Origin of the sequence: uncultured Anaerotruncus sp. (assembly GCF_902490045.1) — a bacterium.
GTDB lineage: Bacteria > Bacillota > Clostridia > Oscillospirales > Ruminococcaceae > Anaerotruncus.
Genome location: NZ_CABUCJ010000067.1, coordinates 1 through 13,602, shown reverse-complemented (window position 1 = coordinate 13,602; position 13,602 = coordinate 1). Strand labels below are relative to the sequence as shown.

At 60.3% G+C, this 13,602-nt stretch carries 10 protein-coding genes, 1 other RNA gene, 1 pseudogene and 1 riboswitch; of the genes and pseudogenes, 11 read left to right on the top strand and 1 reads right to left on the bottom strand.

The window, feature by feature from the left end; all coding sequences use genetic code 11:
* The 6 genes and pseudogenes from RDM88_RS08315 to ssrA all read left to right on the top strand — a co-directional run.
* Positions 1-412, top strand: a pseudogene (locus RDM88_RS08315) (hypothetical protein); the annotation flags it as partial.
* A 33-nt stretch (positions 413-445) separates the two neighbouring features.
* Positions 446-793 carry a YbaB/EbfC family nucleoid-associated protein gene (locus RDM88_RS08310; protein WP_308754394.1) on the top strand — a complete coding sequence of 116 codons (348 nt, stop codon included), beginning with the start codon at positions 446-448 and terminating at the stop codon, positions 791-793.
* 7 nt (positions 794-800) lie between these two features.
* On the top strand, positions 801-1,400 hold the full coding sequence (recR, locus tag RDM88_RS08305) for a recombination mediator RecR (RefSeq protein ID WP_308754393.1): 600 nt from the start codon (positions 801-803) through the stop codon (positions 1,398-1,400).
* A gap of 80 nt (positions 1,401-1,480) precedes the next feature.
* Positions 1,481-1,879 (top strand): GtrA family protein, encoded by a 399-nt coding sequence (locus RDM88_RS08300; protein WP_308754392.1) that lies wholly within the window; start codon positions 1,481-1,483, stop codon positions 1,877-1,879.
* 24 nt (positions 1,880-1,903) lie between these two features.
* Positions 1,904-2,371, top strand: a complete 468-nt coding sequence (gene smpB, locus RDM88_RS08295; protein WP_308754391.1) for an SsrA-binding protein SmpB — start codon at positions 1,904-1,906, stop codon at positions 2,369-2,371.
* Positions 2,372-2,446: 75 nt separating this feature from the next.
* Positions 2,447-2,796, top strand: a transfer-messenger RNA (tmRNA) gene (ssrA, locus tag RDM88_RS08290).
* Between the two features lie 207 nt (positions 2,797-3,003).
* Here ssrA and RDM88_RS08285 read toward each other — a convergent pair.
* A complete protein-coding gene (locus RDM88_RS08285; RefSeq protein ID WP_308754390.1) occupies positions 3,004-3,534 on the bottom strand; it encodes a putative ABC transporter permease in 531 nt (176 codons plus the stop codon).
* A gap of 228 nt (positions 3,535-3,762) precedes the next feature.
* A riboswitch (cyclic di-GMP riboswitch) is annotated at positions 3,763-3,847 on the top strand.
* Between the two features lie 107 nt (positions 3,848-3,954).
* On the opposite strand from RDM88_RS08285, the gene RDM88_RS08280 reads away from it, so the two are divergent.
* The 5 genes from RDM88_RS08280 (at position 3,955) to RDM88_RS08260 (ending at position 13,496) form a co-directional block, all read left to right on the top strand.
* The gene (locus RDM88_RS08280) at positions 3,955-6,870 is read left to right on the top strand and encodes a hypothetical protein (protein ID WP_308754389.1); all 2,916 of its coding nucleotides are present in this window, start codon (positions 3,955-3,957) and stop codon (positions 6,868-6,870) included.
* 272 nt (positions 6,871-7,142) lie between these two features.
* On the top strand, positions 7,143-7,994 hold the full coding sequence (locus RDM88_RS08275) for a tyrosine-type recombinase/integrase (RefSeq protein ID WP_308754388.1): 852 nt from the start codon (positions 7,143-7,145) through the stop codon (positions 7,992-7,994).
* Positions 7,995-8,446: 452 nt separating this feature from the next.
* On the top strand, positions 8,447-10,714 hold the full coding sequence (locus RDM88_RS08270) for an InlB B-repeat-containing protein (RefSeq protein ID WP_308754387.1): 2,268 nt from the start codon (positions 8,447-8,449) through the stop codon (positions 10,712-10,714).
* Between the two features lie 71 nt (positions 10,715-10,785).
* A complete protein-coding gene (locus RDM88_RS08265) occupies positions 10,786-12,012 on the top strand; it encodes a hypothetical protein (RefSeq protein ID WP_308754386.1) in 1,227 nt (408 codons plus the stop codon).
* Between the two features lie 26 nt (positions 12,013-12,038).
* Positions 12,039-13,496 carry a hypothetical protein gene (locus RDM88_RS08260; protein ID WP_308754385.1) on the top strand — a complete coding sequence of 486 codons (1,458 nt, stop codon included), beginning with the start codon at positions 12,039-12,041 and terminating at the stop codon, positions 13,494-13,496.
* The last annotated feature ends 106 nt before the right edge of the window (positions 13,497-13,602 follow it).

Here is a 13,602-nt window from a genome sequence, read left to right as displayed (position 1 = left end):
GCCTGCGGCGGCAGCGGCGCCCCCGGCCGGGGCACGCCCCGCGCCCGAAAAACGCGCCGAAAAGGCGGAGGGGAAGAGCGAGGTTTTGCCCTTCGGCGAGTGGGCGAAGGTGCTCGCGGAGCTGGGCAGGCACAACGGCGCGCTCTGCGGCGCGATGACGGGGTCGCGCGCCTTCACGAGCGGCGACCTCATGCTGATCGACTGCGAGAGCGACTTTTTCCGCACGCTGCTGCGCACGAGTCCCGCCGCGAAGGAGAGCCTGCGCGACGCGATCTTTGCGGTGACGGGGCAGAAGTTCAGCCTCGGGCCCTACAATGCCAAAAAACACGCGGTTGCCGAAGTCTCCGCCGACCCGCTTGACGGGCTTCTCAAAAAGGCGAGCGATTTGGGCGTGCCGGTGGAACTGAAATAAAAAAGGAAACAACAGGTTGGAGGAATCGGAACCATGAAAGCAAGACTGCCACAGGGCATGGGCGGCGGCCCGCAGAATATGAACGCCATGATCCGCCAGGCGCAGAAGATGCAGGAGGACATGAAGAAAAAGCAGGCCGAGCTCGAGGAGATGGAGTTCAAGACGACCGCGGGCGGCGGCATGGTCGAGGTGACGATGACCGGCAGAAAGGAACTGCGCGAGCTGTCCCTCAAGCCGGAGGTCGTCGACCCTGAGGATATCGAGATGCTGCAGGATCTGATTGTGGCCGCGGTCAACGAGGCCATCCGCACGGTGGAGGACACCACGGCCGCCGAGATGGAGAAGATTACCGGCAGCCTGCAGGTCCCGGGCATGTTCTGAGCGGATCATGGCATATAACGTAATACCGCTCACCAAGCTGATCGAGCAGTTTGAGCGGCTGCCCGGCATCGGGCGAAAGACGGCGCAGCGGCTGGCGTTTTACGTGCTGAACCTGCCGCGCGACAAGGCGCAGCAGTTCGCCGACGCGATCACCGAGGCGCACGACAAGATCAAAAAATGCCGCGTCTGCCAGAGCCTCACCGAAGGGGAGCTCTGCCCGATCTGCGCCGATTCGTCGCGGGACGCAAGCGTCATCTGCGTGGTCGAGGATTCGCAGGACGTGCTGGCGTTCGAGCGCACGCGGGAATACCACGGGCTTTACCATGTGCTGCACGGGCTGATCTCACCGATGGACGGGATCGGCCCCGACCAGCTCCATATCAAGGAGCTGCTTGCGCGCATCGGTTCGGGCGAGGTGAAGGAGGTCATCATGGCCACCAATCCCACCGTCGAGGGGGAGGCCACGGCAATGTACCTCGCGCGGCTTCTCAAACCGATGGGCGTCAGGGTGACGCGGCTCGCCTACGGCATCCCGGTCGGCGGCAACCTCGAATACGCCGACGAGGTGACGCTCTACCGCGCGCTCGAGGGGCGCAGCGAAATCTGACGGCTACATAGACTATTTCCCGGTTTGCGGACCATACTAAAAAGAGCGGCCGTCCCGCCGCCGGGGGAGATGGATTAAGGATGCGGCTCGACCGCGAGGAATTCAAAAAGATGATCAAGTTCGGCGTCACCGGCGCGGCGAACACGCTGATCGATTTCGGCGTCTACACGCTGCTGGCGGTTGCAGCCGGACTGAGCGTGCCGTTTTCGCAGGTGTGCGGCTATTCGGCGGGGATGCTCAACAGCTACCTTGTCAACCGCAGCTGGACCTTCCGGACGGGGGAGCGCTTTTTCAGCCTTCAGCTTGTGCGGTTCATCGCGGGGAACCTGGCGGTGCTGCTGCTCAGCGTACTGCTTATCAACCTGTGTACCGTGCGGCTGGGACTCGGCAAGCTGACGGCCAAACTGGTCGTCACCTGCTTTACGCTGGCGGTAAATTTTCTTATCAGCCGGCTGTGGATTTTTAAAGGACAGAAATAACCGGACAATAAAGGGGGTGCGGGCGTGGAAAGAGCGTCCACCAAGACCATCACACTCAACCGCAAGGCGCGTCACGACTACTTTGTGGAGGACAGCTTCGAGGCGGGGATCGAACTCTTCGGCACCGAGGTCAAATCCCTGCGCAAAGGCGCCTGCAACCTCAAGGACAGCTGGTGCGACGTCGTGGACGGGGAGCTCTACGTCAAGCAGATGCACATCTCTCCCTATGAGCAGGGCAACATCTTCAATAAGGACCCCTACCGCCCGCGCCGCCTGCTCATGCACCGGCGGGAGATCCACCGGCTGGCCGGGCTCGTCGCGCAGCAGGGCTATACGCTCATCCCTCTTTCCCTCTACTTCAAGGGATCGCGTGTGAAAGTGCAGCTGGGGCTCTGCAAGGGTAAGCAATTGCATGATAAACGCGCCGATATGGCCAAGAAAGCCGCTCAGCGGGATATTGACCGCGCCCTGCGCGATAGACAAAAGGCGTAGACTCTGGTATAATAGGCATATTCCCATTGGGATTGTGACAGCATTGACCACAGGGAAGGATTTCCCCACCGATACGGGGCCGTAAAGGTTTCGACGGGGGTCATGAAGTATGGGTAGCGAGTAGAGGAGCATGCACCTCTATAAAAGTATGACGTTTTTAAATTAGACGACAACAATAATTTAGCTTTTGCGGCTTAATTAAGCCGTCGTTCTGCCGCGGAGTACCACGGCCGCGGACAGAGCGTCGATTAGTGGTGAACGATCCGCCCGAGCGCCTCGTAGGGCTGGATTGTATTCGGGGCTACCAAGCTGCGCAGCCTGCCGGACGGCGGCGCGGCAAGGGAATCTAAAAAGACCGGCTGCACTCGGAGAAACCTGTATGGACTGGTTTTCGGACAGGGGTTCGATTCCCCTCGGCTCCACCATGCAAAGAACCGCATGAACAGTACGTTTCATGCGGTCCTTTTTCTTTTCATAACCCACGCTGTAACCCACTTGTGATTCATTCTCAAGTACAGCTTTAAACAATGCTTCTGCCCAGTCAATGGTTTTCCGTGTTTCTACACCGACTTTATAACTGTACACGGTAACCCGATTCTTTGGGTGCCCATCGGAAATTTTCGGAATCCGCCTCAGAGGAAGGTCACAGCGGCATCCAAAAGCATCAGCCCAGCGAGGAAGCCGCTCAGGAGGGCGAGTGCCCTGTCGGGCAGCCTGTGCGCCGCCCGTTCCAACGCCGGCTGGATCAGGTAGAGAAAGACGAGCCCGCCCAGCCCGAACCGGATGCTCGGATTGAGTGCGATCCGCCCCTGGAAATTCAGCGGATAAGCATGGTAGTCCCACATCCAATTACCTAATGAAAACTCCATGACATAGCTGCCGACGAGTTCGATCGCCGTCGCGATGGCTCCGGAAGCCGCGAAGATGAGCAAGGGCGTGACGGGGAGCTTCCCGATACGGATGTCAAGGTCCCGCAGTTTTCGCAGAGAGAGGACCAGCACCAAGGCGCCCACCCCGTAAATTGGGCAGTAGGGGCCGAATAGGACGCCCCGGTTGGAGAAACCCCAACGGTATACGACGACCTCGAGGAACACCTCATACAGCCATCCGAGGACGGAATATGACAGGAAGTAGAGAAAATACCGCTCGGCTTTTATGAGCATCCCGGACCTCCTTTTCTGTGTGGTGCCGCCCATGCGGGAGAAGATGCCCTCATTATGCCATATCCCGGCCGGGAAGGGAAGCAAAAAAAGAATTTTTTCCAAAAACGGGCGGCAGTCAAACTGGGAGAACTTTCATAAAAGATCACATTGACATTCCACAGAATAAGGGATATATTTATAAGTAACACAAAATCCATTGTTCTGGAATATAATAAATAATTGTGACAATTTCATATTGGGCAAACCTGCCAAAAGGCAGGGACGCAAAGCTATAGGGTCTAATGCGTAAGCGCGATGACAGCCAGTTGCAGCACATCAGCTCCCGGAGTTCCTGGAGCTTTGCTTATGTATGACTATGCATTTCATCAAATCATGAGGTGCATATTTTTTTGTATCATTTTGGTAGAGAGGGTAAGTTATATGAAAACCAAGGCAAAAGGGATACTGGCGCTTCTTACGGCGGTTGTTCTGCTGTGGGGAGGCAGTCTCCCCCTGTTCGCTTCAGACGGGCAGCCCGGGTCGGAGCCGCCCGAAATCACCGAGACGGCTCCGGACGCCGGGCTTCCTTCCGGGGACGCTCCGGAGACGGAAGGCCCGGAAGAATCCGGCGGCTCAGAGCCGGACGATGAGGATCCGCCCGCCGGGCCTCTGGAAGATGCGGATACCGGGGACGGCGGGGATGAGACGCAGGGGGACGGCGGCTCCGGAACGGTCACGGACCCGGAGGCCCCGGACGAAAACGGGTGGGCGGACGCACCGGAGACTCCCGGGAACGGGCTTCCCGGGAAGGAGCAGGCGGAGGACGCGGACGGACTGGAACCCGTGGAGGAAGAGGCCGCGATGGCCGCGTTTTTCGAGGAGAGCGCACCTGCGCCGGAAATCGACGGGAACCGCGTCTATGCGAACGGGATTGCCGTCACCATCCGGGAGGAAGACGGCATATGCTATCTCTTCTACGGGGAGAACGGGAAACTGGAGCTCCCCTCCCCCAGAGGCAAAACCATCTTTGGCGGCGGCAATAACCGCGACGTCGACGGGGACACCAGCGTTACGCTGGACGGCGTTGCGGTGAGCGCCGTCTATGGCGGCGGTTATTCGGACGGCAGCCATTCCGCCGACGTGAGCGGCGACGCGAATGTTTATACCTCCGGGAACATCATCGTGACGACCTACGGCGGCGGCCGCGCGGAGGCCAAAAACGGCGACGCCAGCGCCCGGGTCCTGGGGACCGCGCGCACTGAAAACCGGGCCCGCGGTCCCCTCCCGGATGAAGGCTTCACAAGCGATGGACACAGCATCTATGGCGGCGGCTACGCCTATTCCAACAGCGCAAACCGTTCGGACGCGTCGGTCGGCGCCGTCTCCCTGAAGGTTCTGGAGGGAGGGGCGACCCATTTCGTCCGTGGAGGCGGCTATGCGACCGCGGCATCGAGCGGGGCGGCGGTCGCCGACGTGGCAGGTCCCATCAGCGTGCGCCTCACCGGACTTGACGTGCGGGAGGTTTACAGCGGCGGTTACGCCAGCGGAGAATCCGCCTCCGCGACCGCGGAAAGCATCGACTGCACGGTCGGGACCTCCGAAATGATGAGCTACGTATGCGGGCAGGCCAGCAAAGGGGACGCCTCCGTATCAGGCACAGCCCGGACGCGGATTGAGGACTGTCCCAACCTTTACGGCTATGTGGTTGGCGGCGGCCAGGCCAGCGGCGGGGGCCGCGCCTCGGCCGGCCGGGTGGAACTGACCGTCTCGGGTTCGAAAGCCCCGGTGGGGAATCAATGGGGAAGCCCTGTAGCGGGAGCGTTTTACGGCGGCGGGACAGCCTCGGGAGCGGGTTCCGATGCGTCGGTAGGGAGCGTGACCATGCTTCTGGAGGATTCCCTGATTCCGGGCGGCATCTATGGCGGGGGCGATGCGGGCGGCGGCGCGGCCGCCGCCGTCGGTTCTGTCGAGCTGACCCTCGATCAGGTCAGGGGCGACCGCAATCCAGCGGATTTTCCGGACAATGAGTTTTTCAGCGTCCTGGTCGCGGGGACCGACAGCACGGACGGCGACGCTTCGGTGGCGGACCGCTGTGCGATCACCGTTTCCGACAGCGAAATTGAAATGATCTTCGGCGGAAACCGACGGGGAAACATGCCGGTTCCATCGGAAACCGGGAGCGCGTCGCTGACCCTGCTGGAGGGAAACAGCCAGATCGTGGGGGTGGCGCATTTTGACACGATTCAATTGACCGGCCGGCTTGACCTGAAGGGCTTTTTCACAAAGACGGGAGCCGATGACGACGCGGTTTCCCTCGAGCTCCTCGGGAGCGGCTGGAAAAACGGGGACGTTGCCGTCTCCTATGAGGCGGGCGGTGAGGAACCGGTTTCCGCCGGGTGGTTTGCGGGCAGCGGGTTCGACCTTCGCTTCTCCCGGGAGGGAAACCTGGCCTCCTGGACGGTCGGGGACCTCGCCTCGGGGGATGTGATCATCGATTCCGAGATTTCCGAAGGCGCGCCGAAAACGGAGCTGCCGCAGGAGCAGGCTTCCCACATCGCTTCGAGCGTTCTGACTGAAACGGAGCGGGAGCAGGTCCAGAACGGCACGACGGTAAAAATCTATCCCAAGGTGGAAAAGGCCGAACTGGATGCCGCTGTGGAGGCGGAGCTCGCGGACAGCCTCCAGGGGGAGACCATCGGCGCGAGCCTCGATATCCAGCTCTTCAAAAAGGTCGGGAACGCGGCGCCGAAGGCCGTCCCGGAGACCTCCGCGCCGATCCCGCTCGTCATCGAGCTTCCGGAGGACCTGCTCCCGCGGGCGGGCTATGAGCGTGCGTTCACGGTCATCCGTGCGCATGAGCAGCCGGATGGAAGCCTTTCCTGCACGAGGCTTCCGGATACGGACAATGACCCGAAAACCGTTACCGTCCTGACCGACCGTTTTTCCCTCTACGTGCTGGTTTATACCGAGTCAGAGGAGTCCCACCCGTCCGGCGGTTCCGGGCGCCGGTCGTCCGGTTCCGCCTCCGGTGCGGCGGAGTCCATCTGGCCGTCCGTCGAGCGGATGATCCGGGCCGCGCCCGAGGGGCAGACGGTACGGGTTGACGCGCGGTCGGAGCGGACCGTGCCGGCGGAAGTCGTCAGGCTGCTGAAGGAGCATGGGGCGGTTCTGGAAGTCCGCTATGCCGGCGGCGTCCTGGTTCTGGACGGCGCGTCGATGGGGGAGATCGCAAAGAACCGGGTGTTTTATTTCCTTGACGAGCTGAAGGACGGATCGCTTTCGGCGGAAAAAGCCGCTGTGACGTCCGGGGATGAGCCGGCCGGACGGGGAAAAGCAATCCCGAATACCGGAAGATAACAGCGTTATTTTATAAAAGGCGCCCGCCATGGGGAACTCCCACGGCGGGCGCCTTTTTTGTCATATTTTCTCATATAAAAACAGGTGGATGCGGAGTTTTGTTATCCGGGACGCGTGCAAATGTTCCGCCGGGCGGCATGCCTTGACCGGCCTTGGTATAATGGAAGGAAAGCCGAAAGGGAAAAATGCCAACGATTCTGTAATCAATCGCCGAAATAACATGTTGACAACTGGACATTCTAGTAAAAAACATCAGTGAAGGAGTGAAAAATATGATCGGCAGATACAGAATAACGGACCAGCTTTTGGACGAATTCCGCCGCAGGCTGGTCACGGAAGAAAAGAGCAAATTGACAATTGCACAGTATATGAGAGACATAGAGGACTTTCGCGGCTTTCTGCAAAAGGGGAATCCGGTTGATAAGGAAGAGGTGATCGCCTACAAGGAACACCTGGTGGAAACCTACCGTTCGTCGGCGACCGTCAACACGAAGCTCGCGGCGCTCAACAAATTTTTCGCGGTGACGGGCATGGATTGCTGCCGCGTCAAGCTGCTGAGGCGGCAGCGCAGGATGTTTTGTGAATTGAACAGGGAACTGACCCGTGGGGAATACCTGCGGCTGCTGGAAACGGCGCAGAAAAACAACAATACGCGCCTCTCCCTGATCATGCAGACGATCTGTTCCACCGGCATCCGGGTGGGCGAACTTCGGTGGATCACCGCACAGGCGGTGGCGGCGAACCTTGTCGAGGTGTCCGCGAAGGGCAAGCAGCGCAGGGTTTTCCTTCCGCCGAAGCTGCGCGGGGCGCTGATGGACTATATGAAACGGACGGGCGTCAAATCGGGTCCCGTATTTGCGACCAGGGCCGGGCGGCCGCTGGATCGGAGCAACATCTGGCACGACATGAAAAGCCTCTGCTGCTTGGCGGGGGTGGAGTCCACGAAGGTCTTCCCGCACAACCTGCGCCACCTGTTCGCGAAGGAATTCTATGCGATGGATAAGGACGTCTTCCATCTGGCGGATATCCTGGGGCACAGCAGCGTGGAAACCACACGGATCTATACTGTGACCAGCGGATACGAGCAGGAGCGGCAAATCAGCTCCCTCAGGCTGGTGTTATAGAAAATCGACACAAAAAAACCACATAATCCGTATTATGTGGTGAACAACATACATATTTTGACAAAATTCCCCTCTGATTTTTTTATTCTATCTTATTTTTCCGAAAAAAGCAAGAGGGAAAATCGGAGGCTGCGGACAATCCGCTGATTTGAACATAAAAAACAGACCGAGGAAGCACATTCGTGTGACTCTTTCGGTCTAGTTCCATTTCCTGAAAACGGGATGAATTCTCGCGGGAAGCGCCTTTTGGCGCTTCCCGCCTTCTTTTTTCCGGAAAACGCGGGGGTTCCCGCTTGTATCACCACATAATACGGATTATGTAGTGGTTCCGTTTTGTTACCGCTTTTGCCCCACGATTCCGGTTTGCGAAGCGCCGGGGCGAAAGACCGATTCCATGGTTTGTTTTCCCTTTCAAATGCAAATAAAAAAAGATGAGGAAAGAGGGGTTGTACTTGAAAGTAACCAAAAAACTGATTTCACTGGCGCTGGCGGTCGCAATGGCCGCCACCGGCTTCTCGCTCCCGGCCTTTGCGGCTGGTTCGCCGGAAGTGATCGATCCTACGGATTACATGAGCGAAAACTGGACCGTATATGACCATTACGGCACGAACTGGGACCGGTCGGTCAACGACGACCTGCACCCTTACCAGGTCGCGGACAGCAGCAATTCGGACGGCAAACGGGTGCAGGGCTACTTCACGGATGTGATGTCCGGCAACGATTTGGTGATCTGCCACAACTTTGACCGCCATATCATGGTCAAGGGCGATTCCAATTCGTCCAGCGTCCTGTTTGCCGGCTATGGCAAGGATGCGATGGCCGACTTCATGATCTATCGTTCCGCCTCCTCCGCGAAGAAGGTCGTCAGCTTCGACCTGGATTTTGCGCGGATCGATACGCATACCCTGTCAGGTTCGATGATCTTTGTCAACTCGAAGATCGAAAATGGAAAGCTGGACGGGTATATCATCTACTTCCCGGCCAACAAGGGGAACAGCGTCCTGCTTCTGAAGGCCGCGCAGGCGGATGCGGCGGCGATGTCCGCGAGCTCCACGGTGACCTCCTTCAGCGGCGTCAGCCGGGTTGCGTCCCTCCCCGCGTATAATACGAGTTCCAGCAGCAGCAAAATCCATATTGAAATGGAGATTGACCCCACCCATCTGCTGGCCTCCTTCGCCCAGTACGAGAGGGTCACCGACAGCGACGGCAACACCTCGCTGGTCGTTCAGTCCCCGGTGACGCTCTACGACGGCGACATCGAAAATACCGGCGCCGGAATCGGCGTCGGCGCGGATTACAAGAGCCATAACTGCAGCAGCCTGACCCGCATCGAGTTTTCCGATTTCCGCATGATGTCGGGCTACACGGTCCGCTACATCCGGAACTTCCCCAGCGACGCCGACCCGGTCGTGGAAGCCAGCGATACCGGCATCGAACCCGGCGAAACCTACATCGTCAACGCGGTCGTGGGCACCACGCCGGACGTCTCCGGCGTGGAAGGCAGCGCCAACTACGATTTCCTCGGCTGGAACGACAAGGCGGACGGCTCCGGCGCCTATTACAAGATGGGTGACAGCTTTTCCGTCAACAAGGCGACCGATATTTTCGGCATCTGGAAAAAGAAGGCCGCGGGCCTCAACTTCAGCCCCGACGACGGGAAGTGGCCGGACGGCTTCAATGAAAAGGGCGAGACCGCGAGCCTGAACGTCCCCAAGGAGATGGGCGATCCGATCGCCGCGGCCGACCGGCCCGCGAAGAGCCCGGAAAAGGAATGGTACGTCGTTGACGGCTGGCAGTTTGAGGATGGGACGGAAGTCCTGTTCGACGGAAGCCAGTCGATGACCTCGACCTCCATCACCGTGAAGCCCATCTGGAAGGAGGACTTCAACAAGGACGGCATCCCGGACGAGGACCAGAGCCGGTTTACCGTCAGCTTCGAGGACGCCGATCACGGGACGCTCACAGGCGACAGGAGCTTTACGGTCATCAAGACCGGGAGCGACCTCCTCGGCGACGCGATAGAAATCAGCAAGGAGGGCAAAACCCTCCCGGTGGCGAAGCCGGATTCCGGCTATGCGTTCACCGGATGGGATACGACCGGCGACGGCGCGGCCGATTATATGGATAACGAGACACTGAAAAACGCGGAGGTTTCCGCGAACCTGACCGTCAGGCCGGTCTATGTCCCCGCCTACACCGTGAAGTTTACCTCCGGCCCCAACGGTTCGATCAGCGGCAGGGATACCTTCGCCATCCTGAACAAGGCGGGCAGCGTGACGCTCGGCGACGCGGAGGGCGGCTTCAGCGCGCCCGGGGCAAGGCCGAACGACGGCTACGAGTTTAAGGGCTGGGATACCGACGGCGACGGCGCGCCCGACGTTCAGACCGACGGACTCGCCGCCCTCTCCGTGAGTGGGAATATGACGATTACGGCGGTTTTTGACAAGGGCGCCGCCGTCCAGGACGTCTGGAACGTCACTATCGTGACCAGCGGCGGGTCGACCAGGGTTAAGGTCCCCGACGGCGAAAGCCTGGGCGACCGGCTGCCGAAGGACGGCGACATCATCGGCTGGATGGATGAGGACGGCAATCCCGTCGACAAGGACACCCCCATCACCGGAAACAGGACGGTCACCGCGCAGTATGCGCCCTCGTCCTCCGGCGGGGAGGAGGAACCGCCGGTCGTTCCCGCGCCGCCCAAGCGCCCCGGCAGGAGATAACCATATCTGCACGGACCGCCGCGCGGTGTGTTCCGCGCGGCGGTCTAGAACAATAACAGGAGGGAACCCCTATGAGAAAGCTATTATCCGGCGTGCTGGCCGTGCTCCTGGCCGTCTCGACGGCCATTTCGGCCCTGGCCACCAAAGCCGACGAGGTGCACATCTCCACCGTCAACGGCGCCATCTATTTTGACGACGGCGAAACCACCGCCAAAAATCCGGACGGCGAAGGCGTCCCCAACACCACCGTCTACCTGGTTCTGGACACCCTGGACATCGTCCCCGGAGACCTGGCGGCGGGCCAGTTCCCGGAGGACGGCGGCGGTCTGTTCGCCGGCTGGAGCGGCACGGGCCGGGAGGCCCTTTTGAGGGCGTTCTTTGACAAGGACCTCTTCAAATTCAAGGCGAGCAGGGGCGGCGACGACAAAAAGATCATCGAGTCGATGTCCATCGCTGAAAAGCGGGTCACCGGCGGGGCGGGCAGGGACCGCGCCGTCAAGATCGTGATCAAGGACGACTACACCGATACGGAATACAAGCTCTCCCCCGAATTTACCTTTACCGCCAGATGCGACATGGTCTATGAGTCCAGCGGCAGGCTCGTGGAGTCGAAGAACGGGACCGCCGGCGCGTCGGGCGTAAACGGCATCAGCAAGGGCACCAAATATATCATCTCGGCCTCCGCCCTCAAAAACGGCCCCGGCGCGGGCACCGTTCCCGGCGCTTCGCTCGAAGGCGCGATCTACATCGGCAATCGCACCGAACGCGGCAGCGACCAGGACTGGATGGCCGGACAGGGGGGATACGTGGTGAAGCCGGAGAGGAATGAGAACAACACGGTCACCTGGGAAAATGAAAACCATGCGATCGCGAAGCTCGAATTCTACGCGGATTCCGAATCCAAGAAGTATTACCCGAAGCTGTCCACCAAATGGGACGACCGGGATTACGCCGAGCTGTTCGCCGACCAGGACGCTTACATCTTCGATTTTGTCGGGAACCCGTCCATCTCCTCAACCATCCGCCCCACGCTCACCCTCTACAACCCCTATTACGACTGGGAGGAGGAAGAGCTGACCGCGGACCCGGAAAACATCCGGATCTATGAGGTCAAAGACGGCGAGCTGATCGACGCGACCGCGGCGTTCCAGCGCGGGGAGGACGAGGACGGCAGCGACGTCTTCACCCTCAAGACCCGCACGCTGGGCACCTACATCTTCGTTGAACAAACGCTGGTCAACGAGGAGCCCGCCGGGGAGCTCCCGGGTGAAAAGGAGATCCCGAACACCGGGCGCTGACCGACTTTATTGAAGGAGGAACTCTCATGAAGAAGCTCTTATCCCTTGCGCTGGCGGCGGCGCTCGCCGTTTCGGCGGCGGTTCCCGCCATGGCCGCGGACGGCTCCGGCGCGCAAAAGGACGCCCTTGGCTATTTTACCGGGGCGATCAACGATTCCCAGTACGAGGACGGAAATCCCTGGACGATCGGCCGAAGGGTCATCGTGGAGAAGGCGGACAATGCCAAGCACGCCGCCGGGCATCTCGATACGGTCGTCTACGCCGGCGATCCGGGCTACAGCCCCGCCAAGGACCCCCTGAACGCCGGCTGGCACTATGCCGAGGGAGTAAACGGCGATTATTATACGCCCAACGACCGGCTGAACGACCTGATCAAGCCGGGCGAAACGCTCTACCTGACGCTCAACCCCTTCTGGATCTATCTGAAGTCGGATTTCCCGACCGTCGGGGATCTGCAGGACGCGGCGGGCACGCTGGAAGGGCGGTCGATCTTTGATTACGACGACTACCTCGACGTGAAGATCAAGAAGGGCGACAACGCGAAATACATCGAATCGATCAAGCTCGTCGACAGGGAGTTCAGCCAGGCGGATATCGAATTCCTGACCGACCCGTCGGCGGACGGCCTGCCCGGCTATGCCAGCGGCGCCGGCATGAACGCGCATGACCGCTCCTACTACGCCCAGGTCCGGCTGAAGGATTTCCAGCAGGACAAGGAGGCGAACGTGACCTTCAAGCTCGAGATTAAGGTCAAGAAGGACATTGACCTGAAGGGGGCGCAGGCCGCCTGGGGCAACGCCTGGTTCGGGCTCTATCCCGCCGAGGATTACTGGCTCCCCGAGGATGTGACCGATCTCGTCCCCGGCGTCGACGTGATCCCCAAGGGCACCAAAATCACCCTTGAAAGCGACAGGCTGTGGATCAACAACCTCGTGGTGGATGCCGACCAGGACTTCGCCGCCGGCGACCGCGGCATCATGGTCAAGCCCGCCAAAAACGGCGACAACGAGATCACCTGGGAGAATGACAGCGGCACCATCGCGCGCGCCGTCTTCCTGGGCGACAGCGATCCCGGCAAGTTCTACGCCAAGCTCTCCACCCGCTGGGATTCCGGGATTCTGGACGACCAGTTCGCGGACACCGACGCCTGCGTCTATGAGTTCAGCGGCAAGCCGACGATGACGGGCGTGACCCGCGTCAGGCTGGAGCTGGCCAATCCCTTTGTCGACGGCGACGGCGCGGAGCTGATCGACCCGAAGGAAATCCGGATTTACCAGCTGCTGGACGGGGATACGCTGGAGGACGTCACCGGTGAATTCCGCTATACCGAGAATGGCGGCGGAGAGTTGATGTTCTCCGCGAAGGACCGTACCTTCGGCACCTACATCTTCTCGGCCGACGCGGCCGCGGCGGCAAAGGCGCGGGAAGAGGCCGGAAAGCCCCTGCGCGTCCCGACCGGAATCATGCTTTCCTCAAGGGCCTGAGCCCATCTGGATAGGCCCCTTCGCCATCTCTCCTGGACGCTGTCCAATGGCGAAGGGGCGGTAGGAAATGACCGGCCGGGCGGTGCGGCTTGCCCTCTCGCCGCAC